This window comes from Grimontia sp. AD028 (assembly GCF_000973155.1).
Lineage (GTDB): Bacteria > Pseudomonadota > Gammaproteobacteria > Enterobacterales > Vibrionaceae > Enterovibrio > Enterovibrio indicus.
In genome coordinates this window covers 1-26,546 of the sequence record NZ_LASY01000132.1, presented here as the reverse complement: position 1 = coordinate 26,546, position 26,546 = coordinate 1, and the positions used below count along the sequence as shown (strand labels likewise).

At 49.2% G+C, this 26,546-nt stretch carries 22 protein-coding genes; 13 read left to right on the top strand and 9 right to left on the bottom strand.

The window, feature by feature from the left end; translation table 11 throughout:
• Window positions 1-122: 122 nt before the first annotated feature.
• From rsfS to lipA, 9 genes are all read left to right on the top strand, one after another.
• Window positions 123-440, top strand: a complete 318-nt coding sequence (gene rsfS, locus RN22_RS21600; RefSeq protein WP_046307647.1) for a ribosome silencing factor — start codon at window positions 123-125, stop codon at window positions 438-440.
• Window positions 441-444: 4 nt separating this feature from the next.
• Window positions 445-915: a 23S rRNA (pseudouridine(1915)-N(3))-methyltransferase RlmH gene (rlmH, locus tag RN22_RS21595; RefSeq protein ID WP_002542310.1), complete on the top strand. Its 471-nt coding sequence runs from the start codon at window positions 445-447 to the stop codon at window positions 913-915.
• Between the two features lie 3 nt (window positions 916-918).
• Window positions 919-2,820 carry a penicillin-binding protein 2 gene (gene mrdA / locus RN22_RS21590; protein WP_046307640.1) on the top strand — a complete coding sequence of 634 codons (1,902 nt, stop codon included), beginning with the start codon at window positions 919-921 and terminating at the stop codon, window positions 2,818-2,820.
• Window positions 2,817-3,938 carry a peptidoglycan glycosyltransferase MrdB gene (gene mrdB, locus RN22_RS21585; protein ID WP_046307638.1) on the top strand — a complete coding sequence of 374 codons (1,122 nt, stop codon included), beginning with the start codon at window positions 2,817-2,819 and terminating at the stop codon, window positions 3,936-3,938. Before mrdA ends, mrdB begins: the two co-directional genes overlap by 4 nt.
• Entirely contained in the window at window positions 3,938-4,753 is an 816-nt protein-coding gene (locus RN22_RS21580; RefSeq protein ID WP_046307636.1) for a septal ring lytic transglycosylase RlpA family protein, read from the top strand. The genes mrdB and RN22_RS21580 overlap by 1 nt, the downstream gene beginning before the upstream one ends.
• A gap of 123 nt (window positions 4,754-4,876) precedes the next feature.
• Complete coding sequence (locus tag RN22_RS21575; RefSeq protein WP_002542314.1) at window positions 4,877-6,049, top strand: serine hydrolase; 1,173 nt, start codon at window positions 4,877-4,879, stop codon at window positions 6,047-6,049.
• Between the two features lie 210 nt (window positions 6,050-6,259).
• A complete protein-coding gene (gene ybeD, locus RN22_RS21570) occupies window positions 6,260-6,529 on the top strand; it encodes a DUF493 family protein YbeD (RefSeq protein WP_002542316.1) in 270 nt (89 codons plus the stop codon).
• A 125-nt stretch (window positions 6,530-6,654) separates the two neighbouring features.
• Entirely contained in the window at window positions 6,655-7,308 is a 654-nt protein-coding gene (gene lipB, locus RN22_RS21565; RefSeq protein ID WP_046307634.1) for a lipoyl(octanoyl) transferase LipB, read from the top strand.
• On the top strand, window positions 7,305-8,270 hold the full coding sequence (lipA, locus tag RN22_RS21560; protein WP_046307631.1) for a lipoyl synthase: 966 nt from the start codon (window positions 7,305-7,307) through the stop codon (window positions 8,268-8,270). Before lipB ends, lipA begins: the two co-directional genes overlap by 4 nt.
• Before the next feature lie 286 nt (window positions 8,271-8,556).
• Here lipA and RN22_RS24555 read toward each other — a convergent pair whose 3' ends face one another.
• Window positions 8,557-10,839: a DUF2971 domain-containing protein gene (locus tag RN22_RS24555; protein ID WP_052737583.1), complete on the bottom strand. Its 2,283-nt coding sequence runs from the start codon at window positions 10,837-10,839 to the stop codon at window positions 8,557-8,559.
• A 227-nt stretch (window positions 10,840-11,066) separates the two neighbouring features.
• Here RN22_RS24555 and RN22_RS21550 point away from each other — a divergent pair, with 227 nt between their 5' ends.
• Together RN22_RS21550 and RN22_RS21545 are read left to right on the top strand one after the other, a co-directional pair.
• Window positions 11,067-12,608: a YjjI family glycine radical enzyme gene (locus tag RN22_RS21550; protein ID WP_046307630.1), complete on the top strand. Its 1,542-nt coding sequence runs from the start codon at window positions 11,067-11,069 to the stop codon at window positions 12,606-12,608.
• Between the two features lie 25 nt (window positions 12,609-12,633).
• The gene (locus tag RN22_RS21545) at window positions 12,634-13,515 is read left to right on the top strand and encodes a YjjW family glycine radical enzyme activase (RefSeq protein ID WP_046307628.1); all 882 of its coding nucleotides are present in this window, start codon (window positions 12,634-12,636) and stop codon (window positions 13,513-13,515) included.
• 25 nt (window positions 13,516-13,540) lie between these two features.
• Here RN22_RS21545 and RN22_RS21540 read toward each other — a convergent pair whose 3' ends face one another.
• The 7 genes from RN22_RS21540 to RN22_RS21510 form a co-directional block, all read right to left on the bottom strand.
• Entirely contained in the window at window positions 13,541-14,455 is a 915-nt protein-coding gene (locus RN22_RS21540; RefSeq protein WP_046307643.1) for a LysR family transcriptional regulator, read from the bottom strand.
• A 110-nt stretch (window positions 14,456-14,565) separates the two neighbouring features.
• Window positions 14,566-15,819, bottom strand: coding sequence for a glutamate-5-semialdehyde dehydrogenase (locus tag RN22_RS21535; protein WP_046307625.1), 1,254 nt, complete (start codon window positions 15,817-15,819; stop codon window positions 14,566-14,568).
• A 51-nt stretch (window positions 15,820-15,870) separates the two neighbouring features.
• On the bottom strand, window positions 15,871-17,028 hold the full coding sequence (gene proB / locus RN22_RS21530) for a glutamate 5-kinase (RefSeq protein WP_046307622.1): 1,158 nt from the start codon (window positions 17,026-17,028) through the stop codon (window positions 15,871-15,873).
• Between the two features lie 105 nt (window positions 17,029-17,133).
• Window positions 17,134-17,538, bottom strand: a complete 405-nt coding sequence (crl, locus tag RN22_RS21525; protein WP_046307620.1) for a sigma factor-binding protein Crl — start codon at window positions 17,536-17,538, stop codon at window positions 17,134-17,136.
• Window positions 17,539-17,748: 210 nt separating this feature from the next.
• Window positions 17,749-19,002 (bottom strand): esterase FrsA, encoded by a 1,254-nt coding sequence (gene frsA / locus RN22_RS21520; RefSeq protein ID WP_046307618.1) that lies wholly within the window; start codon window positions 19,000-19,002, stop codon window positions 17,749-17,751.
• 142 nt (window positions 19,003-19,144) lie between these two features.
• Complete coding sequence (gpt, locus tag RN22_RS21515; protein ID WP_002542331.1) at window positions 19,145-19,603, bottom strand: xanthine phosphoribosyltransferase; 459 nt, start codon at window positions 19,601-19,603, stop codon at window positions 19,145-19,147.
• A gap of 63 nt (window positions 19,604-19,666) precedes the next feature.
• Window positions 19,667-20,953, bottom strand: coding sequence for an NCS2 family permease (locus tag RN22_RS21510; RefSeq protein WP_002542332.1), 1,287 nt, complete (start codon window positions 20,951-20,953; stop codon window positions 19,667-19,669).
• Window positions 20,954-21,944: 991 nt separating this feature from the next.
• On the opposite strand from RN22_RS21510, the gene RN22_RS21505 reads away from it, so the two are divergent.
• Both RN22_RS21505 and RN22_RS21500 read left to right on the top strand, forming a co-directional pair.
• Complete coding sequence (locus RN22_RS21505) at window positions 21,945-23,585, top strand: methyl-accepting chemotaxis protein (RefSeq protein ID WP_002542333.1); 1,641 nt, start codon at window positions 21,945-21,947, stop codon at window positions 23,583-23,585.
• A 201-nt stretch (window positions 23,586-23,786) separates the two neighbouring features.
• On the top strand, window positions 23,787-25,247 hold the full coding sequence (locus tag RN22_RS21500; protein WP_046307616.1) for an aminoacyl-histidine dipeptidase: 1,461 nt from the start codon (window positions 23,787-23,789) through the stop codon (window positions 25,245-25,247).
• Between the two features lie 52 nt (window positions 25,248-25,299).
• Here the strand turns inward: RN22_RS21500 and dinB are convergent, their stop codons facing one another.
• Window positions 25,300-26,358 carry a DNA polymerase IV gene (gene dinB, locus RN22_RS21495; protein ID WP_046307614.1) on the bottom strand — a complete coding sequence of 353 codons (1,059 nt, stop codon included), beginning with the start codon at window positions 26,356-26,358 and terminating at the stop codon, window positions 25,300-25,302.
• Window positions 26,359-26,546: the final 188 nt, after the last annotated feature.

Here is a 26,546-nt window from a genome sequence, read left to right as displayed (position 1 = left end):
GCCGCGCCTAAAACGCTTAGGGCGAGAACAAAATTCAACCACCAAAGGTCAACAGCCCCTACAAAAGGACTGTCCTGCACTTTTTGCAGAACAATGCACCGAACACCGATAAGGGGAAAACATTGCTTCCGGAACAACTTCAACACTTTGTTGTCGATAAAGCAGATGATATGAAAGCCGCAGACATCGTGACGCTCGATGTCCGTGAAAAGAGCAGCATTACCGATTTCATGGTGCTTTGCACCGGTAACTCAAAACGCCACGTCTCTTCCATCGCAGAGCACGTCGCCGATGAAGCGCGTGCAGCTAACGTTAATACCCTGGGTATGGAAGGTGAAAACGAAGGCGAGTGGGTCGTGCTGGATCTCGGTGATGTGATGCTTCATATCATGCAAGATGAACAACGTCAGTTGTACCAGCTAGAAAAGCTGTGGAACTGATGCAATGAAGTTACAACTAATTGCGGTCGGCACAAAGATGCCGAAATGGGTTGAGGAAGGCTACAAAGAATACAGCCGTCGCTTCCCAAAAGACATGCCACTGGAACTGGTAGAAATCCCTGCAGGTAAGCGCGGCAAAAACGCCGATATCGCGCGTATTCTGCAAAAAGAAGGGGAAGCCATGTTGGCCGCCGTTCCAAAAGGTAACCGCATCGTGACGTTGGATATTCCGGGCAAGCGCTGGGACACAGAGCAACTGGCACAACAGCTGGAGAGCTGGAAGCTGGATGCGCGCGACGTGTCTATTCTGATTGGAGGCCCTGAAGGCCTGTCGCCAGCTTGTAAAGCGGCTGCAGACCAAAGCTGGTCGTTGTCTCCTTTGACACTTCCTCACCCGCTGGTACGTGTGGTGATGGCTGAAAGTCTCTACCGCGCCTGGAGCATCACAGCAAATCACCCTTATCACCGGGAATAATTCATGAAGCACAAGCGTAGTCCTATACGCGATCATCAGGCCGAGTCTTCCCTCTTTTTCCGCCGGGCCGTTGTGGCTTTCGGCGGTATTCTTGTTCTTGTCGGCGTCCTGCTTCTTAACCTGTATAACATTCAGGTGGAAGATCATGATGATTACATCACCCGCTCCAATGATAACCGCATCAAAGTCGTTCCTGTTGCGCCAAACCGTGGATTGGTTTACGACCGCAATGGCAAATTGCTCGCGGAAAACCGCCCTGTTTATGCATTGGAAATCACCCCAGAGCAGGTGAAAGATATTCCCGGCACCATCGCCAGTTTGCAGGAGTTGCTGCCGATTTCTGAAAACGAAATCCGGGCTTTCGAACGTGATAAAAAACGCACTCGCCGTTTCAACGCCGTCACACTGAAAAACCAGATGACGGAAGAAGAGGTGGCCATTTTCTCTGCCAATCAGCACAAGTTCCCTGGCGTTGAGATCAAAGGTTACCTCAAGCGTTACTACCCCTATGGTGACGCGTTAACCCATGTCTTGGGCTACGTGGCGAAAATCAACGATAAAGACATAAACCGTCTTGATCGTGAAGGTGTCCTCAACAACTACAAAGCGACCCGTGATATCGGCAAACTCGGCATTGAAAGGTTCTACGAATCTGAATTGCACGGCACCGCTGGTTATCAGGAAGTCGAAGTCAACAGCCGTGGACGCATTATCCGTACGCTGAAGTACGTACCACCTGAGCCGGGTAAAGATCTGGTATTGAACCTCGATGTCGATCTGCAACTGTACATACGCTCTATCCTCGGCGATCGCCGTGGCGCGGTTGTGGTGCTCGATCCGAAAGACTCTTCAGTACTGGCGATGGTATCAACGCCAAGCTATGACCCGAACCTTTTCGTTCACGGCATTTCAGGCAAAGACTATCGCGCGTTGTTGAACGACAAAAACCGTCCGCTGGTGAACCGAGCAACCTTGGGGATCTATCCACCTGCATCAACGGTTAAGCCGTTCATTGCCGTTGCGGCATTGGAAGAAAAAGCCATCACGCTCAACACCACACGAAATGACCCGGGTTACTGGCGTTTGCCAAATTCAACCTCACGTCCTTTCCGCGACTGGCTCGCATGGGGTCATGGTCGGGTGAATATTGTTCAATCGATTGAAGAATCGGTGGATACTTTCTTCTATCAAATTGCCTATGACTTGGGTATCGATAAGCTATCTACCTGGATGAGTCGCTTTGGTTTCGGTGATTACACCGGAATCGACATCCATGAAGAAAGCAAAGCCAACATGCCAACCCGCGAATGGAAAATGGCACGTCATCGCCAGCCTTGGTACAAGGGTGACACTATTCCCGTCGGTATCGGTCAAGGCTATTGGACGGCCACCCCAATGCAAATCGCGAAAGCAACCTCTGTATTGGTGAACCGTGGTGAAGTCAATCCGCCTCACCTTCTCCAACGCATGGAGAACGAAGGCGTCATGGAAATCGCACCATTTTCTCCGTATCCGCCGATTGAAAACGTCGATGAGAAATACTGGGATGCGGCTCTTGAAGGGATGCGCCTCGTCAACCACGGTAAGAAAGGAACGGCTCGTCGTGCGTTCGCCAACAGTGAATATGTCACTGGCGGCAAATCCGGTACTGCACAGGTCTTTGGCCTGGGTGAAGACGAAGAATATAACGCCGATGAAATCGCTGAACACCTTCGCGACCACGCGCTCTATACCGGCTTCGCACCATTTGATGATCCAGAAGTGATTGTCTCTATGGTATTGGAAAACGCCGGTGGTGGTTCAAGTAATGGTGCACCTATCGCCCGTCGTATCTTCGACCATATGCTGGTTGATGGCTATAAAGACAAAAAGAACGCAGATAAGAAGGAGGAGCAAGTCCAATGAGCTTGTTTGCATCAACTGGTCAGAAGAAGACTGTGTTTGAGCGGTTGCACATAGACTTGCCTCTTTTGCTCGGCATCCTCGCACTGATGGGCTTTGGCCTGATGGTGATGTGGAGTGCCAGTGGCCAAAGCGTTGCCATGATGGAGCGTCAGGTTTTCCGGATTTTTCTTTCGCTGGGCGTGATGTTTGTGCTCGCCCAAATTTCTCCCCGGCATTACGAGTTCTGGGCTCCCTACCTATACGTGACCGGAATTCTGATGCTGATCGCCGTGCTTCTGTTTGGTGAAACTGCCAAGGGCGCACAGCGCTGGCTGGACTTAGGCGTTGTCACCTTCCAGCCATCAGAATTGATTAAGCTTGCCGTACCATTGATGGTGGCCCGCTTTATCGGTAAAGAACCTCTACCACCGCGTTTTCAAACCCTGATTATTGGTTTGGTGATGGTGTTTGTACCCACCATTCTTATCGCCAAACAGCCGGATTTAGGAACCTCAATCTTGATTGCGGCATCAGGAATTTTTGTTTTGTTTCTGTCCGGTATCAGTTGGCGAATTATCTTAGGGGCCGGCACTCTGGTGGCCGCGTTCATCCCAGTACTTTGGTTCTTCCTGATGCGCGAATACCAACGTGTCCGTGTTCGCACCCTGTTTGATCCAGAATCCGACCCATTGGGCGCAGGCTACCACATCATCCAATCAAAAATTGCCATTGGGTCCGGGGGAATTGGCGGTAAAGGGTGGCTTCAAGGCACACAATCTCAATTGGAGTTTCTGCCAGAGCGCCATACCGATTTTATCTTCGCCGTGATTGCTGAAGAATGGGGAATGATTGGTGTTGCATGCTTACTGGCGCTTTACCTTTTCATCATTGGTCGTGGTCTCTTACTTGCCAGCCGTGCGCAAACAGCATTTGGTCGTATGATGGCGGGCAGTATCGTGCTCAGCTTCTTTGTATATGTTTTCGTTAACATCGGCATGGTAAGTGGGATCTTGCCAGTGGTTGGTGTTCCCTTGCCTCTTGTTAGCTATGGCGGTACCTCCATGGTGACTTTGATGGCAGGTTTCGGCATCTTAATGTCTATCCACACACACAGAAAAATGCTTTCTAAGGCTCTGTAATGAAAAAAATATTAGTGATGACTGCTCTCGTACTTTCCGGCTGTGCCACGCAAAGCGATGACCGCTACAGCCTGGAGCACGATAAAGCGCCGGAAGCGATTCCAACGCTGGATCATGTCGAGGATGCGCAACCACGATACGAGCCTTACAGCCGAGCCGGTAACAAAGACTACACCGTCCGTGGTGAGAGTTATCAAGTAATGAAAGATCCTGAGGATTACACCGGGGAGGGCATTGCTTCTTGGTATGGCAAGAAGTTCCACGGCCATAAAACGTCAAATGGCGAGATTTACGACATGTTCTCCATGTCTGCTGCACACAAAACGCTGCCACTGCCTAGCTATGTAGAAGTAGAAAACACTGCCAATGGCAAAAAAGCCATTGTCCGCGTCAATGACCGTGGTCCTTTTCACGAAGGGCGCATTATTGACCTGAGCTATGCCGCAGCGTCAAAGTTGGACATTCTGAAAACCGGAACTGCCCCGGTAAAAGTGACGCTACTCAAGGTTGATAAACCTGAGGACAATAATGAGTGGCAAGGTGCCCGCTTAAACCGCTATTTTGTACAACTGGTCGCGATATCCAGTCAGGACAAAGCGAAGCAAGCTGCTGACACTTTCCAAAAGCAGTTTGAACTGCCAACAGATATCAACCAGTCCGGCAGTGTTTATCGCGTGCGTTTAGGGCCGTTCTATGACTACGACCAAACTCAAAAAGCCGCATTGCTTGCCAGAGAACAGCAAATAAATGAGGCATTCGTCGTTGTTGAGCCAATTGCTGATGAACCGGGCAAGAATTCAGGTGTCAGTAATTAGGGCTGCTGGCCTGAAAGTTTCAATTTAGTAAGTTGTTGTAACCCTGTCTGACACTGCACAGGCTATCTGTTATAGTGTCGGCAGTTTTTTGACTGAAGAAATACCAAGTAAGTACCTAAATCTATGAAAAAATCACCCTCATTGTTGCGCTCTTTAGTCTTATCGACTGCTGTCTTTTCTTCTGCTGCAGCCGTTGCAGCCCCAACCGTCGTCCCGGATGCGCCTCAAATCGCGGCAAAAGGGTACGTACTGATGGATTACAACTCGGGTAAGATCCTGGCGGAAAACAACGCCTACGAACGTCTTAACCCGGCCAGCCTGACCAAGATGATGACCAGCTACGTGATCGGTCAGGAAGTTGAACGCGGCAACATCAGCCTTGATGATGATGTCGTTATCAGCAAAAACGCCTGGGCGAAAAACTTCCCTGGCAGCTCGAAAATGTTCATCGAAGTCGGCACCACGGTAAAAGTGGAAGATCTGAATCGCGGTATCATCATCCAATCTGGTAATGATGCTTGTGTGGCAATGGCTGAGCACATTGCAGGTTCTGAAGACTCGTTTGTCGATCTGATGAATGGCTGGGCGAAAACCCTGGGTATGAATGACACCAAGTTTTCGAACTCCCATGGCCTAGATGATGATGACCTCTACACCACGCCTTATGACATGGCGCTGTTAGGTCAAGCTTTGATTCGGGACGTGCCGGACGAGTACCGCATTTACAACGAGAAGTCTTACACCTATAACGGCATTACCCAGTACAACCGTAACGGCCTGCTATGGGACAAGAGCATGAACGTGGACGGCATCAAAACCGGCCACACTGACAAAGCAGGCTACAGCCTGGTCAGTTCAGCAACCGAAGGTGACATGCGTCTGGTTGCGGTTGTCATGGGCACCAACAGTGCAAACGCACGTAAGGCTGAAAGTAAGAAACTGCTGAACTACGGCTTCCGTTTCTTCGAAACCGTCGCACCACACAAAGCGAACGAAACCTTCGTGACCGAGAAAGTGTGGATGGGCGACACCGACCAAGTTGCTCTGGGCGTTTCTGAAGATACCTACGTGACCCTGCCACGCGGTAAAGCAAAAGACTTGGAAGCAAGCTTTGTACTTGAGAAAACACTGGAAGCACCAATCGCGAAAGGCGATGTGGTTGGTAAGCTTTACTACCAGGTTGACGGCGAAGACATCGCGGAATACCCATTGGTAGCATTGAATGATGTACAGGAAGGTGGCTTGTTCAGCCGTCTGATGGACTACATCATTATGTTCTTCAAGAACTTGTTCTAAGACTAAAGCCATCACTTTCAAGGGCAGCCAATGGCTGCCCTTTTTATTTCCCTTTCCAACCCCCATATAAGGCAGGAATCAAAGAAAAAGTCACCAACTTGTTTTCTCAACACAGGACGATTACTATTCGTTCCCAACAAATTGCGTGATCATCTGCACATATATTTTGGGTCAACAGAGAAAGATCTGTGACCAATTCTGGAGTTATAAATGCAAGAGCAACCAAAACTAAAAGACCTGCTGGAATTCCCGTGTAAGTTCACTTACAAGGTCATGGGATACGCGAAGCCAGAGCTGACAGATCTGGTTTTGGAAGTGATCCAGCGCCACGCACCGGGCGATTACAGCCCAAGCGTAAAGCCAAGCGGCAAAGGCACTTACAACGCAGTTTCAGTCACCATTACAGCCACTTCTATCGAACAAGTTGAAACGCTGTACAAAGAACTGGGTGACATTGAAATCGTGCGCATGGTTCTGTAATCCTTTATCAGACTAAAGAACCACAATACCCATACGATTAGGCGGCTGTTATTTCAGCCGTCTGTCATTATAATGTCGTGACTGAGAAAGCTATCCCCATCATATTCAATTCCGGCAGGTGTACATTGCAGCAGAACCGCCTCATTATCAGACAACTCGGATTGCGTCCTTACGAACCAACGTGGAAAGACATGCATGCTTTCACTGACGAACGTAACGCCGATACAACTGACGAAATCTGGCTGGTAGAGCACGAACCTGTGTTTACCCAAGGACAGGCGGGAAAAGCTGAACACTTGTTAGCAACGGGGGATATCCCGGTAGTACAGAGTGATCGTGGCGGTCAGGTGACTTATCATGGTCCAGGCCAACAGGTGGCTTACTTCCTGATTGATCTGAAACGCAAAAAGCTGGGTGTGCGAGAGCTGGTCACTTCGATTGAGAATATCGTGATCGATACGCTCGCTCATTACGGTATTGAATCCCGTGCGCGTCCTGATGCGCCGGGCGTATATGTGGGTAACGATAAAATTTGCTCGCTGGGTCTTCGTATCCGCCGAGGCTGCTCTTTCCATGGGCTGGCGCTTAACGTCAATATGGACTTGTCACCTTTCCTTCGTATCAACCCTTGCGGTTATGAAGGCATGGCAATGACACAAACCGTCGATTTAGGGGGCCCGGCATCACTGCCCGAGCTATACCCTGTGTTAGTAGAAAAACTGACTTCGCATCTGGGCTATGATCAGGTCGAGTCCCTAACAGAAAGCAATCAACTATGAGCAAACCGATCCAGATGGAACGCGGTGTTAAGTACCGCGACGCAGACAAAATGGCGCTCATCCCGGTCAAGAACATGCCGACCGAACAAAAAGAGATGCTGCGCAAACCTGAGTGGATGAAGATCAAGCTGCCTGCGGACAGCAAGCGTATCCAAGACATTAAGTCTGCGCTTCGCAAGAACAATCTGCATTCGGTATGCGAAGAAGCGTCCTGTCCCAACCTGGCGGAATGTTTCAACCACGGCACCGCGACCTTCATGATTCTGGGCGCCATTTGTACCCGTCGCTGTCCGTTCTGCGATGTGGCACATGGCCGTCCAAACCAGCCTGATGAAAATGAGCCAGCAAAACTGGCAAAAACCATCAGCGACATGAAGCTGAAATACGTGGTTGTCACTTCAGTAGACCGTGATGATCTGCGTGATGGTGGTGCGAAACACTTTGCTGACTGTACCCGCGAAATCCGTGCGCTGAACCCAGAAATCCGTATCGAAACGCTGGTACCTGATTTCCGTGGCCGTATGGACACTGCGTTAGAATTGCTGAAAGACAATCCACCAGATGTGTTTAACCACAATCTGGAAACCGCACCACGCCTTTACCGTAAAGCGCGTCCGGGTGCGAACTACAAATGGTCTCTGGAGCTGCTGAAGAAATTCGGCGAGATGCATCCAAACGTTCCAACCAAATCAGGTTTGATGATGGGTCTGGGCGAGACCAAAGAAGAGATCATCGAAGTGCTGAAAGACTTGCGTGCACACGGTGTGACCATGCTGACTTTGGGCCAATACCTTGCACCAAGCCGTCACCATCTGCCGGTTGAGCGCTACGTGCCGCCTGAAGAGTTTGATGAGCTGAAAGAGATTGCGTTGGAGTTGGGCTTTACCCACGCAGCCTGTGGTCCTTTTGTGCGTTCTTCTTACCATGCTGACCTGCAAGCGCAGGGAGTGGAAATTAAGTAAGCGCTGACGCGAATCTGAATACGAAAACGCCGAGCATTGCTCGGCGTTTTTTGTTTCTGGTTGTTTAAAGCTTGTATCTCTGGTGAAGAGGTAAGATGTCGTGCCGCTTTAAATAGCATTTGGACTGAAGTGAGTTAGAATTCTTTGCTCTAACCCAAGCGCCTTTGGATAAGCTAGCCGCGGGTAAAGTTTTGCAGTCAAAAATCTATAACTTCTGTGATTCTTTAAACCTTATTTTCGTCAACGACATTACAAAGTTAATGTGCAGCCATATTCCGCAGCCTAATTAACGGTATTTAACTTTGGAGTGAGTAACCTTGGTTTTATTAAAACCATTAGTATGAAGGCGCTTGAGCAAACTCAACTCTACTGCTCTGCGGTTGGCCACCTTCGGGCCGATCATAACTTCTGTATCATCCCCCAAGAACAAGATGGGGCCTGTCGGCTTGTACAATTTGCCAACTTCGGTTTCATCGATACAAACTTCGTCTAGTGATAAGCGGTTGAACATACGCACTTCTCTCTCGCTGGAGTATTGCTCATCTTTGAAAAGGTAGACGACTTCACCAAGCATGTAGAATATCGTTTTCTCAATTTCTTCCTGAACTTGTTCATTAAGATCTACTGTTTTCTCATAGAGGGGGGTTAACGCTACAAGCAGTTCCTCAAGCTTCTTTTCTTTCTCATCTTCGCCGTACTTGACCTCATAAAGCTTGTATGAATGTGTACTTTCTGGCGCTTCGTCGATAGCGGATTTTTCTGCAAATTTAGCTTGGGACCAAATGTGCCTGTCAGTCTGTTCAATACCAATCTTGAAGCAAAAGCCATCACCATCAGAACCGTAAGCGCGCCAAAGATCCAGTCGGTCTGATTCTCTGGTGAAGGAAGCCATATACGTCGCTGAATCTTGGGTTAAATGTGGACGCCGATTTAATGCATCTGCCATAAACTTAGCCACATCACTATATTGTTCTTTAAACTTATTAACCTCTATTAAAGACAGCAGGCTGCGCCCTTCGTCTGGGTCATTCATGTAATCTTCGTGATATAGGCGAATAACATTTCTGTGATTTTCTGGCTTTTCTTTGGGTAGGATGCTTTCAATCGCTGGCCAGCGAGTAAAGTGATAAACCGCTTTTTTCTCTGTAAACAAACAAGATTCCATGACACTGATAATTGCATCTTGGAACTGAGCAAAAGCACTCTTTACCGCCTCTTTTTCGTTTGGATTGTGTTTGTCTAAAGCCGGATAGACATACTTTTTTAGTGAAGGGTGAGGCAAGTATCTCAGCGCATCATTGTCACCGCCATCGTATACCTCTTGGAACAATTCTTCTGACCTAGTTTGATCCTGTTGACAATCATCGCCTAGCCTAAGAAGAAAGGCCAAGTTGAACTTTGCATTGCTGTGGCCCAGTTCAGCTGATTTCCCATACCATTCGACGGCTTCTTCTATCGATTTCTCAACACCTTCTCCGCTCTGATGGCACAACGCGAGGTTATACATCGCCGCACTGTGACCTGCCTCTGCCGCCTGTTGGTAACAGTCGACGGCTTTTTCTAGCGACATCTCAACACCTTTCCCGAACTGATGGCACAGCGCGAGATTAAACATCGCGCTGCTATCACCTGCCTTTGCGGCTTTCTGATACCATTCGACCGCTTTTTCTAGCGACTTCTCGATACCGTCTCCGTTCTCATGGCAAAGTCCGAGGCTATTCATCGCGCTGCTGTTACCTGCCTCAGCGGCCTTCTGATACCATTCGACGGCTTTTTCAAACGATTTCTCGACACCCTCTCCCTTATCATGGCACACAGCAAGGTTAAACATCGCATTGCTGTGACCTGCCTCTGCCGCATGTTGATACCATTCGACGGCTTTTCCAAACGATTTCTCGACACCTTCTCCGCGCTTATGGCAGAGCGCGAGGTTATACATCGCGCTTCTGTTACCTGCCTCTGCGGCCTGTTGATACCATTGAACGGCCTTTTCTGACGATTTCTCGACACCTTCTCCGTTGTCGTAGCACACAGCAAGGCCAAACATCGCTTCGCTGTCACCTGCTTCTGCCGCCTTTTGATACCATTCAACGGCCGTTTCTAACGACTTCTCGACACCATCTCCTTTCCTATGGCATAGAGCGAGGTTAAACATCGCGTCGCTGTCACCTGCCTCTGCCGCCTTTTGATACCATTCAACGGCCGTTTCTAACGATTTCTCGACACCATCTCCGTTCTGATGGCATAGAGCGAGGTTAAACATCGCATTGCTATGACCTGCCTCTGCGGCCTTACAAAGCCATCCAAGCGCTTTTTCTAACGATTTCTCGACACCATCTCCGCTCTGATGACATAGCGCGAGGTTAAACATCGCATTGCTGTGACCTGCCTCAGCGGCCTTACAAAGCCATTCAACGGCCGTTTCTAACGATTTCTCGACACCTTCTCCTTCAACATAGCAAAGAGCGAGATTAAACATCGCTTCAATGTCACCCAATTCAGCTGCGTGTAGATAGGTTTCAAACATGTCTTTTGGGGATTTTTCATTTTCCGGAGACGGAGTGGCCATCACTATCAACCTTTATTCGGAATATAATGTCTAAAATTTCTGACGTGAATTTACCATGTGCCATACATGATTAGGCTTGATTTTGATCGCACGGCAGGTCAATTGATTAAGCGGCAAACAAAAAACACATGGATTTCCATTATGGAAAAACACGCTTCTTGATTGTTCAATAGTGGCAAACCGGATTCGCGCTTAGAATAAACCCAAATTAAAGTAGGGTCTTTTCCATGAGCAAGCATCTGACAGAACTTCAAGAACGTTTCTACCAAATCATCAACAACCCAACCCTGTCGCCAAAGCAGAAAAACCAATGGCTGGCGTTGGAAGCAGAAGCCAGCCTACCTTACATGGATATCTCTGACGATATCGAGCAGGCGATGAAAGACGGCGTTATCTGTGACATGTTTGAAGGTCACGCTCCGTTCAAACCACGCTACGTACTGCCAGACTACGCGAAGTTCCTGTCTCAGGGTTCTGAGTACCTAGAGCTGTCTCCAGCAGAGAACCTTGATGATGCGCTGAACATGCTGAACATCATCTACCACCACGTACCGTCAGTGACCAACATTCCTGTTTATGTGGGTCAACTGGATGACGTACTGATGCCTTACGTGGGTGAGCTGTCAGACGAAGATATCTACCAAAAAATTAAGCGTTTTTGGATCATGCTGGACCGCACCCTGCCAGATGCATTCATGCACGCAAACATCGGCCCAGCAGACAACATCATCTGTCGCACTATCCTGCGTGTTGATGCTGAGCTGAAGCAAATCGCACCGAACCTGACGTTCATGTACGACCCAGCGGTCACCTCTGACGATCTGCTGCGTCAAGCGACATCAAACATCGTTGAGTGCAGCAAACCGCACATCGCGAACTACCCAATGCACGCAGCGGCATACGGTGACAAGCGTTTCGGTATCGTCAGCTGCTACAACTCGCTGCCACTGGCTGGTGGTTCTAACACCCTGGTACGCATGAACCTGAAGCACGCGGCTGAGAAAGCGGAAAGTGCTGAAGACTTCCTGAACGCAGTACTGCCAACCTACAGCAGGCTGATGGTTGAACTGATGGACGTGCGTAGCAGCTTCCTGCACGAGTCTTCAAACTACTTCAAACACTTCCTGGCAACAGAAGGTCTGATTGAAGAAGGTCGTTTCGCGCCTATGTTCGGTATTTACGGCATGGCGGAAGCGGTAAACATCCTGATGGAGAAAGACGGTCAGTCACTGAAGTACGGTCACGACATCGCGGCAAACGAACTGGGCCACGCAATCTCTGCAAAACTGGCAGAGTTGGTTGAAGCAAGCCCTGTGAAGTATGGCCTGAACGGTAAAGCGGTGCTGCACTCACAAGGTGGCATCAGCATCGATAAAGACGTAACGCCGGGCGTTCGCATCCCTTACGGTACTGAACCAGACCCAGTGACGTACGTTCACGCAACCGCTGGTCACCACAAATACTACACCTCGGGTATCAGTGACATTCTGACTATCGACGAGACCGTAAAATCAAACCCTGAAGCCATGTTCAACCTGTGTAAGGGTGCAATCAACATGGGCTACCGTGAGTTCACCGCCAACGTGGCTTCAAACGATCTGGTACGCGTAACGGGTTACATGATCAAACTGTCTGACATCGCGAAATACGACGATGAAGGTTCTCGCAAGAACACCACGTGGCTGGGCGCGGAAGCGGCTTGCAATACGGGTATTCTGGACCGCGCACCACGTGTGGTGAGTTTCGAGACCACGCCTGTTTACAAGTAATTGTAGGTAGCAATGCCGCAGGAGAATGTCAGTGAAACCGAGTAAGACAAACGCATTAGTCAGCCGTATCCTGACATTCTCTTGTGTCGATGGACCGGGCAACCGCCTGGTCATCTTTTTGCAGGGCTGCAATTTCGACTGCATTACCTGCCACAACCCGCATACCATCAATCACTGCACCGATTGCGGCGATTGTGTAGCGCCCTGCCCGGCTGATGCGCTGTCATTCAGTGCTGAAGGCAAAGTGGTTTGGGATGCGGCAAAGTGCACACACTGCGATCTTTGCATCGACGTGTGCCCTCACAAGTCCAATCCAAAAATTGTCAGCTACAGCTTGGACGACATGCTGGCCTTGGTTCGCCAACACCACTTTTTCCTGAACGGCATTACCGTGTCAGGCGGTGAAGCCACACTGCAACTATCATTCATCATCGAGCTGTTCAAAGCCGTCAAAGCCGATCCTGCGTTGTCACACCTGACATGCTTTATCGACAGCAACGGTTCACTGTCTCGCGCAGGCTGGGAGCGTGTTGTCCCTTACCTTGATGGCGCAATGATTGATTTAAAATCCTGGCAATCCGAGACGCACCGCTGGCTCATTGGCCGCGATAAACACCGCGTTATTGAGACTATCGACTTGCTGACTGAGATGGGAAAACTGCACGAAGTCCGCTTGCTTCATATTCCGGGGAAAAGTGACTTGGATACGGAAGTGGATGCCGTCGGCGAATATCTCAATAAACTGCCAGACTCCGTTCAAATTCGCCTCAATGCGTTTCAGCACCATGGCGTAATGGGTCAGGCATTGGAGTGGGAAAAATGCAGTGAAGCGGAGATGGATCGCTTCCACGACTTGCTGTTCGCCCGCATTCAGCGCCCCATGCTGAAGCCGACTATTTATACCTAACTCGCCACCTCACTTTGATTGGCGATTAACTTTCGGCAATAAGCTGACTATGAAGCCAACGACACGCTGGATTGTTCAAGCTCACTGTATTCCACACCAAGCTGTACGCGACTTGCCCATAATCGAAAGGTAAAGGTTTCGCCACCAGCCCTTTTGCCTGCAAGGCGGTTTCCGCCCAACGTTTAGAGCAGGTAAACAGGTAGTTTGAGTGGTGACAGGTGGATGCTGCCGACCCAAAGTCCGCCACACGCATGGCTATCTGGCGCGCACCATGGTGCTGGGTCAGGGTTTGTTCGAAATACGGCTCTGACAAATCTTTATCTATCACGTTGATATGGCGACAACTCAGGTAGCCATCAATGTCTAACTCCACACTTGCCAACGGATGGTTTGGGTTCATCAAACACACCATCTCATCTTCCAGAATCGTCTGCCAAACAAGGCTTTTGCTGAGCGTCGGTGGCTGACTGACATCGTGAGGGAGTACGAGAAAATCCAGTTTCCCACTGAGCAGCGCTTCGAAACTGAATTGCTCCTTGGTGGAGATACTGAGCTGCGCACTGGCACCCAGTTTTTGGGAAATATCACATAACGTGGGCGCGAAAAGTTCAAAAGTACTTTCCCGCATGGCGAGTGACAGACTGCCGCCAAACCTTTCCGGTGCGAATTCACCCTGCTCAAAGATGCCACTGATGTTGGAAAGCACGTTATGGATAGCAGGACCAATGCTCAGCGCGTATTGCGTCGGCATCAATTGGTTGCCACGACGGAAAAAGAGTTCGTCATTCAGATCGGATTTAAGCTGCCCCAATGCCTTACTGACACTTGATGGCGTCACGCAAAGGATCTCTGCCGTTTGTGTCACGCTGTGCGTCATTAGAAGCACATGCATCACAGTGAGGTTTTTCAGGCTGATGCGGGAGAGCGTGGTGTAATCCATGGCGGTCTTTTTCAATCGTAAAGGTTGGCGAGAGATTACCTTCAAAGAGATTGGCAGAAAAGAAAAAGGCACGCTTTCGCGTGCCTTTCAATATTCATTCGGTGCGAAGGTTAAGCGCGTGGCAGGTAGTCGGCTTTACCGACCCACTTGTAGGTGGTCAGCTCTTCCAAGCCCATTGGGCCACGTGCGTGTAGTTTCTGAGTAGATACCGCAACCTCTGCACCCAGACCGAACTGTGCGCCGTCTGTGAAGCGAGTAGACGCATTCACGTATACCGCCGCAGAGCCTGCACCATTGATGAAGGCTTCTGCTGCTGCCAGATCGTTGGTCAGGATCGCATCTGAGTGGCTCGCATTATGGTCACGCATGTGTTTGAGCGCTGCATGCACATCGGCGACCACAGCCACGCCCAGCGTGTAACTCAGCCATTCGGTGTCGAAGTCACCTTCCGCTACTTCCTGCAGATCTGCAACGCCGCCCAACAATGGCAGCGACGCTTTATCGGCAACAATTTTCAGCTTGTTGTCGTTGAACAGTGGCGTCAGTTTTTGCAGCACGTTAGCGGCAACCGCTTCATGTACCAACAAGGTATCCAGCGCATTACACGCAGAAGGACGTTGAACCTTGGAATTGATGATCACATCCAGCGAGCGCTCGAGATCGGCAGTTTTATCTACGAACAGGTGGCTGATGCCGAAGCCGCCGATAATCACAGGAATCGTGCTGTTTTCCTTGCACATCTTGTGAAGACCCGCGCCGCCGCGAGGGATGATCATATCAACATACTCGTCCAGGCGAAGCAGCTCACCCACAAGCTCGCGATCTGGCTTTTCAATGTACTGCACAGATGCGGCTGGCAAATCGGCTTTTTCCAACGCCGTCTGAATCACTTTCACCAGCTCAACGTTTGAGTGGAAGGTTTCACGACCACCACGCAGAATGCTGGCATTACCGGTTTTCAGACACAAAGAAGCGATATCAATGGTCACGTTCGGGCGCGCTTCATAGATCACACCAATCACGCCAATGGGTTCACGGCGACGGCTCAGTGTCATGCCGTTTTCCAGCACTTTGCAGTCAATCTCGCTGCCGACGGGATCAGACAGCGAAATCACGTTGCGAACGTCAGCAGCAATACCCGCCAGACGCGCTTCGTTCAGCAAAAGACGGTCCAGCATTGCGTCGGGCAAACCCGCTTCGCGTCCCGCATCGATGTCTTTTGCATTGGCAGCAAGGATAGTTGCTGCGTTCGCTTCCAATTCGTCAGCAATGACTGCCAACGCTTTGTTCTTTTGCGCTGTTGGTGCCGTTGCCAGTGCGTAAGCAGCGTCTTTCGCTGCACGTCCCATTTGTTGAAGACTCATTTCAGCCTCTATTGCTCTTCCTGAATAACCGCGGCTTCTGCCACAGTCTGATTAATCGATAACGACCAAGTCGTCGCAGTGTACCGCGACCGCGCCATGAGCGTATCCCAGAATATCTTGAATATCCTGGCTGTGTCGACCCGCGATCGCGCTGAGATCTTTGCTTGAGTAGCGACAAATACCGCGCGCCAGCTGTTTACCATTCTGGTTACAAATGCGTGCTACTGAGCCGCGGTCAAAATGACCTTCCACGCCAGTAATGCCTTTTGATAACAGGCTGCTGTGACGCTCAACCACTGCTTTCGCAGCGCCGTCGTCAATAATGATGTTCCCCGCTGGAGGAGGCCCAGCCAGAATCCAGCGTTTGCGGCTTTCCAAAGGTGATTCCAATGGAAGGAAGCGCGTACCCGCTTCTTTGCCATCCACCAAATGTTGAATCACTTCCGGACGACTGCCTGCTGCGATCGTCACTTCAATACCTGCACGGCGGGCAACATCTGCTGCCTGCAGTTTGGTTGCCATACCACCTGTACCTAACCCACTGACACTACCACCAGCCAGCTTGTGCAGGGTCTCGTCGATGGTATGCACTTCGCGAATAAGCTCTGCATCAGGATTGCTGCGAGGATCAGCAGTGAATAGACCTGGTTGGTCAGTCAGCAATAAAAGCTTGTCTGCTTCCGCCAAAATCGCGACCAGTGCTGACAGGTTATCATTGTCACCGACTTTGATTTCTGCCGTCGCAACCGCATCGTTTTCATTCACCACAGGCACAATGTTATTTGCCAGCAGTGCTTGCAACATGTCACGTGCATTGAGGTAACGCTCGCGGTCATCCAAATCAGCACGGGTCAGCAGCATTTGACCAATGTTAATGCCATAAATGGCAAACATGCTTTCCCATTCCTGGATAAGGCGGCTTTGACCTACCGCAGCCAGCATTTGCTTGTTAGCAATGGTCGGCGCAAGTTCGGGATAGTTGAGGTGTTCACGACCCGCAGCAATCGCGCCAGAGGTGACTACAATGACTTTGTGTCCCTGACGGATAAGCATGGCGCATTGACGCACCAATTCAACAAGGTGTGCGCGGTCGATTTTCTTGGAGCCGCCGGTCAGTACGCTGGTACCGAGTTTGACGACAATGGTCTGGCGATCAGAAGTATCGCCAGCACCAGAATAGACAGATGAAACGTTTTCTTGGCCTGACATGACATTGACAACATAAAAGCGATTAAGCCCTTCTTTTATCAATCCCAGACCAAGATAACAAGTGATTAAAGCAACTCAATCACATAATTCATCAAAAGAAGAGGTTTAAGCGGCAGAGCCCAGCTTAGGCTGCTTCAGTGAAGGCTTGGCAGTGATTTCCAATCCCAGTTCGCCTTCGACAAATTCAGTTATTTTTGAATAAAAAGCATCTAGCGAGGCTTTGACTTCGGTAGAGGATTTATTTGGCACATTCTCCTCTTTCCATTCGCCTACAGTGTCAAACTTGCCAAAAGTATAGGCGTACTCAAAACCACCCTCTTTGGGTGAAATTTCCATCCACCAGCCCCAAAACTCGCGGCTTTCAGGCGATTTTTTGGCATTAACACAGGCGGAAAGACAATCGAAGAAGTAACCTTCTTCTGAGCATTTATTCTGGCGCAGATAGGGACCCAGTTGTGCGAAACGCGTCAGCAGGCGTCCATGTGAAAGTGTTTTGGTTTCATCGGTCATAGCAAGCTCCCATAAGACGAGAAAAAGTCCGTTTCAACACGACTGCATATAGGTAAAAAGAGGGGCTAATTAGCGCAAAGCCCCTGTTTTAATTATGTGTATTTTTACCAGCAGTTCATGTCTGTATAACACGCTACGATCAATATATCGTCCCATCGAGCAATGCTTTGAGCATTTAATGAACGCCCCACGCCGTTAAGAAGATCTAGATCACAAGGTATCCTTAAACCATTTCACAGCCTCAGTCATTATTCTGTGATATCCGTCATGCAGTGGCTTGTTGGGGAGCGTCTTGGCTTTACCACCGTAGCTGTAAAGCGCGGCCAGTTGATTGTCTGTATCTGGGCAGACAGGGTCTCCTTCAAGACTCATTGCCAGCACCGGCACCTTGGTTTTCCGCCCGGTCAGTAACCCCTGATTTTTCAGAGACAACGCCTGAAGTTGGGTGAGAAAAGAGGCTGAGGCCTGTGATTTCCCCATACGCGATGCAATGGTATCCAAATACATAGGAGGGATAGCGTTGAGACGCTGCATATCGCTCAACATTGAATGCAGAACACCACCGATAGAGACACACGACTTAATGCGGTTTTGCTCAACAAACGCCATACGAACCGCAGCATTGCCGCCAAAACGCACACCCATACAGCCAACACGATGATGATCAACCCAAGGTACTGAGGCGAGCTCACTCAGCATCGCCTGATGCAGTTTGCTGGTGTCTTCGCTTAAAGACCAATGGCTGCTACGACCCACTGACGGCATGTCCAATGTCAGCATGGCGATATTCGCCGGAGCAAAGTAGGTTTCGAACAGGCGCCATAAGTCGGTCTGCAATGCATCCAAACCACCGCTGATGATCACAGTAGGCAAAGGTTCATTGGTATGGGGAAGGTATAAGAAGCCTTCGAGGGGTTTACCGTCAACTTTAGTGACAACGTTTTTGATTTTGTATGGGGACTTTTCAATGGCCGAATGGAAAGCTTTGTTCGCTAGCACTTCTGCCTGTAAAGACAGATGATCGCCTTTTAGGTGCGGATAGGCAGCAATACTGAAGTGAGTGCAAGCGCGTAGCCAATGCTCAGCTGCTTCCACTTTATTTCCCTGCTCTTCACAGTCCTGCGCCAGTTTTTGGTGCTTCATGCCCCCCTGTGTCCATTCATAAGACCAGTTGCCAGGACGATAGCCAACAACGGTATCCAGAAGGGTCTCATTGCTTCGATTGTTATCAGAACCTGCAATGCGCGCCAGAGTGGCTTCCATATCAATCGGGTCAACACCTTGCCAAATCCACTGCGGACGACGGAGTGTGCGGTACCAGCTGTTATCGCTGTCTCCATCCAATGCATTGTGTACACCATTTGGCGACTGATTGACCGACCCAACAATGGTCGATGTTTCTCTGGCGTGCTTATGCTGTTTGAAGAGTTTTACTGAAAGGTTTTCGGATTCGGTTTCGCTCACGGAACCTCTCCTTGATTAAATAACTGAACTGACACCATTGTATACCCAAAAATGCTCAAAACCATGACCTCACCTGAATGATAGACGCCAAAATTTGGACATAAAAAAGCCCCATAAAGGGGCTTTTCAAGTTCTTTAGCAATTAACGCTTTGAGATTGGCTCAACGAAAGTTACGCCCATGTCCCAAGGTTGCTCAATCCAGCAATCCTGAGGGATGTCTACGACATAGTCATCTACCAGGTGTTTACCCGCTGGCTTCGCACAAACAGTCACGAATTTCGCTTTCGGGTACATTTCACGAATGACTTCTGCAGTACCGCCAGTATCAACCAGATCGTCCACTACCAGGAAGCCTTCGCCGTCGCCGTCTGCTTTCTTCAGAACACGCATATCACGCTGGTGATCGTGGTCGTAGCTAGAAATGCAAACTGTATCCACATGGCGAATACCCAGTTCACGCGCCAAAATCGCTGAAGGAACCAGACCACCGCGGCTTACCGCGATAATGCCTTTCCATTGATCTGCAGGTAGCAGTTTTTCAGCCAGTTGACGGGTGTACATTTGCATGTTGTCCCAGGTGATAACAAACTTGTTGCTCATTTAGAAAACCTCAGGCGTTAGACGCCAATTTAACTCAGTCAAACGATTGCGGCGTATTGTGTCTTACATAACGAATTTCAGCAAGAATAGGGCAGCAAGAACCCAAATACTGATAGGCACATCACGTCCTTTACCGCTGAATGCTTTGATAGCACAGTAAGAGATAAAGCCCAGACCGATACCGTGAGCAATTGAATAGGTCAACGGCATCAGCAAACACACAACCACAACAGGTGCCGCTTCAGTCAGGTCGCGCCAGTTAATGCTTACCAGACCCGACATCATAAGAATAGCAACGTAGAACAGTGCACCTGCTGTCGCATACGCAGGAACCATTCCAGCCAATGGCGAGAAGAACAGTGCCAGCAGGAACATGATGCCTACTGTCACCGCTGTTAGACCGGTACGGCCACCCGCAGCAACACCTGACACGCTTTCAATGTAAGACGTGGTATTCGATGTACCCAGTACCGCACCCACTGTAGTTGCCGTACTGTCAGCCAACAGCGCACGGTTCAGACGCGGCAGTTTGCCATCTTTATCCAAAAGCTCAGCTTTTTGCGCCACACCTACCAAGGTGCCCGCTGTGTCAAACAGGTCAACAAACAGGAACGCGAACACGATAGAAATCAGACCCACTTCCATCGCACCGGCAAAATCTAGCTGCATGAAGGTTGGCGCAATGCTTGGTGGCGCAGACATGATGCCGCCATATTGGATTTCACCAAACAGTACGCCCAGCGCAGTCACGATAAGAATCGCAATCATTACTGCACCTTTGATACCGCGGTTAACCAGGCCAATGGTCAGGAAGAAACCCAGAGCCGCCATCGCAGGACCAAAAGAAGAAAGGTCACCCATTGACACCAAAGTGGCTGGATGATCGACAACAATGCCAGAGTTTTGCAGTGCAATCAGCGCGAGGAACATACCTATACCGGCAGAGATACCGGTACGCAGCGATAACGGAATAGAATGGATAATCCACTCACGCACCTTAAACAGACTCAGCGCGATAAAACACACGCCAGACAGGAATACCGCAGCCAGTGCGACCTGCCATGAGTAGCCCATTTGGAAAACAACGGTGTAAGTGAAGAAGGCGTTCAGACCCATACCTGGTGCCTGAGCAACAGGATAGTTTGCTACCAAACCCATAATGAAACAGCCAATCGCCGCCGCCAAACAGGTTGCAACGAAGACTGCACCACGATCCATGCCTGTTTCAGACAGAATCGCAGGGTTTACAAAAATGATGTAAGCCATTGTCAGGAATGTTGTCAGTCCCGCAATAACTTCGGTTTTAATATCTGTACCTTGCTCTTTCAGTTTAAAAAGACGCTCAAGCATGGCTTTCGGTTCCTTGGAAAGTATGAATTTAGCAAAAGTTGACGCAAACGTTTTCCACAAACGTTTGCGTGAAAATTTGACGCGAATATTACCCGCCACATCACAAAATTTCCAGCGTGAATAACTGTTTAAAAATCTTGATTGCTGACGAATTAAACGACATTTCGCGACCCTATGGTCTCAAGGGTCTATACAAATTATGTTAGAGGGAAATGCTGCTTAAGAAATGTACTGAGTTGAAATCTGAGAGATATATAAAGAAGTGACTCAACAGAATGAGAGGTGCTCAATATTTCACCAGCCTACAGGTAAAAAAAACGCCACTTTAAAAGTGGCGCCAGATAAAAATGGCGTTTCCAAACTGCGGAAACAAAGTATCTGTTAGAGCGGGGTATTACAGTTGAGGACCTCAGCCCTCAGGGGGAACAAGTAAGCTTACTTGCGGTTGTATCCGAATGTCGCCGGATACCGAAAATTCGTGGTGTATACAGAACCGCGGTTCCAGTAGTGACACGCTGAACTACCTTTCATCAGCTTATTACCTCAAAAAAATTCGAAAAGAATGCAGCTTCGTTAAAAGCTCGGTTCCGTGGAGACGAATAAATTTCGGGCTTATCCATAAACAAATGAAAGCGCATGGCCATGTCCCGGGCAAACAGCCCAATCCAAGGGACGGTGAGATACTAGCCTATCTGTTATTTTATTACAACCACAAAAGCGATCAGGATCACATTTTTTATCTATTACCTGTCATTTGTGTAATTAAATTACACACAATTTCAGGTGTTATTGAGAAAAATGTTAAGACAACCAGCTATTTAGTCTTAATCGCTTGAATCGCCTCCAACTTGCTGAAAAAGTAGACATCATAACTATAAATGAGACACCAACAATAAGGACTCGCTCCCACAGGGCCGCAATCAGCGGTACAGGGAGGCGACAGGCTGAAACGGGCTCGCCCACTTCAGCCGCAACATAGGAATGTACTTTGATGCTTGTTGACGCTATTCGTAATATCAAAATCCGCCACCGCGTTTTCATTCTGGTCGCAATCACCCTCAGCGCCATGGTTGTTCCCATCTACCTGTTTGCCAGTCATAACTATCAAACGCTGATGGAATATAAAAAAGACGAAACCAAGGTTCTGGTTGATAGCGGACACTCGCTGATTGAACACCACTACAACCGATTTAAAAATGGGGATATTTCTGAGCAAGAAGCGAAACAATCCGCGTTAGATGCGATTGCTGCTTTACGCTATGACCAAAGTAACTACTTCTGGATCAACGACAGTAAACCTGCCATGGTCCTCCATCCCATCAAGCCCCAGCTGAACGGTCAGGATCTCTCCCAATTTGAAGATAAAGCTGGTAACCGCCTGTTTGTGGAAATGGCAGCGACAGCAAAACGCTCTGGTGCAGGTTTCGTCGATTATTTTTGGAGTAAACCAGGCTCAGAGATACCAGTACAAAAAACGTCTTACGTAAAACTTTTCGAACCTTGGGGCTGGATTCTGGGAACGGGCATTTATGTCGACGATGTAAAGACCACTTTTATTGGAGAGCTTAAGTTCCTAGTCACCTGTGTGGCCGTTATTCTCGGAATCGTTCTGCTTATCAGCGCTGCTATCGGACAATCTATCGTCGCGCCAAGTGCCCAAACAGCCAAAGCGCTTAAGGACATCTCCAGCGGTGAAGGCGATCTTTCACACAGATTATCTTCTTCTGGTCGCGATGAGCTCAGTCAGATAGCCCGATTCTTTAACCGCTTTATCGACCAAATTCGCGGCATAGTTGGAGAGATCAACCCAGTCTCTGACACACTGGCAAAATCCGCCGACGAAATGGCGCGCCTTTCAGAGAACTCTGAAAGATTGGCGAATCAGCAAAGTGCAGAGATCGACAGTATTTCGGCTGCTGTTAATGAGCTGCTAGCCAGCAATCAAGAGATTGCATCCTCTGCTTCACACGCAGCGGAGGAAGCACAGCTGGCGGCGGAAGAATGTCAACAAGGCCAGAAGGTTGTGAACAATATGCATCATCAGATGCAGGGAATGGTTGATAGCCTCCAAAGTGCTGCCAACGAAGCAAATATGCTGGCCGATGATTCCAAAAATGTCGGCCAGGTATTGGACGTGATTCGTGCCATCGCTGAACAAACCAATCTACTCGCACTGAATGCGGCTATTGAAGCTGCACGCGCTGGCGATCAGGGACGGGGTTTTGCGGTAGTGGCTGATGAAGTCCGCACGCTGGCTATCCGTACCCAACAAAGCACAGATGAAATTGAAACCATCATTACATCACTCCAATCCCGAGCCTCTTCGCTCAATACAGAATTAGGTAAAACGCAGACGCTGTCCGAAGCCACGACCGAGCATAACCAGTTAACCTTGCATGCATTAACTGCGATAGACACTAAGGTTGGGGACATCACAGGGGTCACACAGTCGATAGCTTCTGCATGCAGCCAAACAGCTGCTGCTACAGAGGAGATCAACGTTAATTTACACAACCTCGTTAGCAAAGGACGGGAAACCGTTGAGCAAAGTCGTGACCTGACCGAACAGAGTCTTGCTCTGTCAGCCGTCGGTGTTCAGCTAAAAAGTGCCATCGGTCAGTTCAAGATGTAAGCTCTCACTCGCCATTCAGAGATATGCTTTTAACAAAGCATACTTTTACGTTACAAATTCTGTTAGTTTGACGGCATGCCCCAGTGGCGTGCCGTTTTTGTATATGGAAATGGTATGTTGTACGGGCCAGAATCATTGTTATTAGAAGCCGTTTTGGCTTTGTGAAATGCCTTTTTATTTCGAGTTTTCTGGAGAAAGCCTGTGTCAGAAATCAGCCAACTATCGCCACAACCAGTGTGGCAGTTTTTCGATAAGATCTGTTCTATCCCTCACCCATCCAAGCATGAAGAGCAACTGGCACAGTACATTGTTGACTGGGCGACCAGTGAAGGCCTTTCTGTTACCCGTGATGACATCGGCAACGTGATCATCAGAAAGCCAGCCACGGTGGGTATGGAAAACCGTAAAGGTGTAGTGCTGCAAGCACATATCGATATGGTGCCGCAGAAAAACGAAAACACGGACCATGACTTCACGACAGATCCTATCCGTCCTTACATTGACGGGGAATGGGTTACCGCCGATGGCACCACTCTGGGTGCAGACAACGGTATGGGTATGGCGACATGTCTTGCCGTCCTTGCGTCTAAAGACATTGAGCACGGCCCACTGGAAGTCCTTCTGACCATTGATGAAGAAGCGGGCATGACTGGCGCGTTTGGTCTGAAAGCAGGTTGGTTGGAAGGTGAGATCCTCCTGAATACCGACTCTGAGCAAGAAGGCGAAATCTACATGGGTTGTGCGGGTGGCGTGGATGCCTCTGTCGCTTTCTCTTTGGAGCGCGAGACCCTGGGCGGCGGTTATGTCGGTAAAACGCTTCAGATTAAAGGCCTAAAAGGTGGTCACTCCGGTGTTGATATTCACACCGGCCGTGCAAATGCCAACAAGCTGTTGGGCCGCTTTCTAGCGGGTCACGCGAATGAATTGGGTCTTCGCCTGCTTTCGGTCCGCGGCGGTACACTTCGCAATGCCATCCCACGCGAAGCTTTTGCAGATGTTGCTGTCCCAGCAGCCAACGAAGAAAAACTGGCGAACCTCTTCAGTCATTTTGAATCTCTGCTGAAGGAAGAACTGGGCGCTGTAGAGACCTCCATCGCACTATCGGTTCTGGATGCCGAACTCTCCGAGCAAGCTCTGAAGCCTTCGGTACAAAGCCGTATTATCGCCACCATCAATGCCTGTCCAAACGGCGTGATTCGCATGAGCGACGACATTCCCGGTGTGGTTGAAACCTCGCTTAACCTTGGCGTGATTACGACTGAAGACGACAAGATGACCCTACTCTGCCTGATCCGTTCACTGGCAGACAGTGGTCGCAGCTATGTAGAAAGCATGTTGAAATCCACCGGTGAGCTGGCTGGAGCTAAAGTGACCTTCTCTGGCGCGTACCCGGGTTGGAAGCCGGACCCAGAATCAGAAATCATGCATGTTTTCAGAAAAACCTATGAAGACATCTATGGTCGTGCTCCTGACATCATGGTGATTCACGCCGGTCTTGAATGTGGCCTATTCAAGGAGCCGTATCCAAACATGGATATGATCTCCTTCGGCCCGACTATCAAGTTCCCTCATTCACCGGATGAAAAAGTGGAAATTGCTACCGTGGGGCTATTCTGGGAGCAAATGCTGGCAATGCTAAAGGCCATTCCCGACAAAGCATAACTCAAAGAGAAAGAGCGCCAATTGGCGCTCTTTTGCTATCTTTTCCCTGCCATTACCACTCAAAGCTGAGTTGCGAAGGCTGGTTCTTATCGTCAGATTTCAAACCAACAGATAAGCCAATCAGTCGCACCCCCCTTCCCTGCTGACGCGCTAATGCTTCGCGTAATAACTCAGGGAACATCGCATTGTCATAACGCCACTGGCGATGCTCCACTGTGGTTTGCTGGAAGTCTGAAAATTTGAGTTTCACCCCCTGACGAACAATTTCCATATTGGGCGAGACACGCTTAAGCCTTGTTTCCATCTCTTCGAACAGTGAGGCCATAACATCGAGGCATTCTGCTTCGGTTTGAATGTCCTCTGGCAAGGTTCGCTCAACACCTACTGACTTTCTGACACGCTCTGTTTCCACACTACGTTCATCAATGCCATGGCAACGCTTCCATAAAGACAGACCAAACTTTCCAAACCGTTTAAGCAAAGCATTCTTATCAAATTGCTGCACGTCTTCGCCTTTATATAGCCCCATCTCATGAAGCTTTGCCAAGGTAACCTTTCCGACACCGGGAATTTTCTCTAGTGCTAACGTTTTTACGAAGTCATCGACCTCACCAGGTGTGACGACGTACATACCATCGGGTTTATTAAGATCAGATGCGACCTTAGCCACGAATTTTACCGGTGCAATCCCCGCCGATGCGGTCAAGCCAAGTTCTTCACGAATAGCACGGCGGATATCCTCGGCAATCATGGTGGCAGAACCTCGAAAAAGTGAGCATTCACTAACATCCAGGTATGCTTCATCTAACGAGAGCGGTTCTATTTTGTCGGTATAGCGCTCGAAGATAGAACGGATTTGACGGGAAACGCTTTTGTATTTGTTCATGTCCCCACGAATCACAGTAAGATTCGGACAAAGTTTCAAGGCATGGCCCGTCGCCATGGCAGAACGAACACCATATTTACGGGCAATATAATTACAGGTCGAGATCACCCCTCGGCGCTTTTCAGAACCACCAATAGCAAGAGGGATGTCGCGCAGTGCCGGGTTATCCCGCATCTCTACTGCCGCGTAAAAACAATCCATGTCGACGTGGATTATCTTTCTCATAAACTCATTCGCTCAAATCAGACACTGTTCATATACACAGTATACAACCATTCTGTCAATCTACATTTCCTTGAGATAGTTAGGGGCTGTTGACCTTTGGTGGTTAAATTTTGTTCTCGCTATAAGCGTTTTAGGCGCGACGAGGTGTGTGCCGCCTAGCATTCTAAGCAAATACACCTCAACAAAGC

Coding starts and splice junctions, on each gene's coding strand:
- rlmH (WP_002542310.1), top strand. CDS start 445: ATGAAGTTACAACTAATTGCGGTCGGCACAAAGATGCCGAAATGGGTT.
- mrdA (WP_046307640.1), top strand. CDS start 919: ATGAAGCACAAGCGTAGTCCTATACGCGATCATCAGGCCGAGTCTTCC.
- mrdB (WP_046307638.1), top strand. CDS start 2,817: ATGAGCTTGTTTGCATCAACTGGTCAGAAGAAGACTGTGTTTGAGCGG.
- RN22_RS21580 (WP_046307636.1), top strand. CDS start 3,938: ATGAAAAAAATATTAGTGATGACTGCTCTCGTACTTTCCGGCTGTGCC.
- RN22_RS21575 (WP_002542314.1), top strand. CDS start 4,877: ATGAAAAAATCACCCTCATTGTTGCGCTCTTTAGTCTTATCGACTGCT.
- ybeD (WP_002542316.1), top strand. CDS start 6,260: ATGCAAGAGCAACCAAAACTAAAAGACCTGCTGGAATTCCCGTGTAAG.
- lipA (WP_046307631.1), top strand. CDS start 7,305: ATGAGCAAACCGATCCAGATGGAACGCGGTGTTAAGTACCGCGACGCA.
- RN22_RS24555 (WP_052737583.1), bottom strand. CDS start 10,839: ATGGCCACTCCGTCTCCGGAAAATGAAAAATCCCCAAAAGACATGTTT.
- RN22_RS21550 (WP_046307630.1), top strand. CDS start 11,067: ATGAGCAAGCATCTGACAGAACTTCAAGAACGTTTCTACCAAATCATC.
- RN22_RS21545 (WP_046307628.1), top strand. CDS start 12,634: ATGTCAGTGAAACCGAGTAAGACAAACGCATTAGTCAGCCGTATCCTG.
- RN22_RS21540 (WP_046307643.1), bottom strand. CDS start 14,455: ATGGATTACACCACGCTCTCCCGCATCAGCCTGAAAAACCTCACTGTG.
- RN22_RS21535 (WP_046307625.1), bottom strand. CDS start 15,819: ATGAGTCTTCAACAAATGGGACGTGCAGCGAAAGACGCTGCTTACGCA.
- proB (WP_046307622.1), bottom strand. CDS start 17,028: ATGTCAGGCCAAGAAAACGTTTCATCTGTCTATTCTGGTGCTGGCGAT.
- crl (WP_046307620.1), bottom strand. CDS start 17,538: ATGACCGATGAAACCAAAACACTTTCACATGGACGCCTGCTGACGCGT.
- gpt (WP_002542331.1), bottom strand. CDS start 19,603: ATGAGCAACAAGTTTGTTATCACCTGGGACAACATGCAAATGTACACC.
- RN22_RS21510 (WP_002542332.1), bottom strand. CDS start 20,953: ATGCTTGAGCGTCTTTTTAAACTGAAAGAGCAAGGTACAGATATTAAA.
- RN22_RS21505 (WP_002542333.1), top strand. CDS start 21,945: ATGCTTGTTGACGCTATTCGTAATATCAAAATCCGCCACCGCGTTTTC.
- dinB (WP_046307614.1), bottom strand. CDS start 26,358: ATGAGAAAGATAATCCACGTCGACATGGATTGTTTTTACGCGGCAGTA.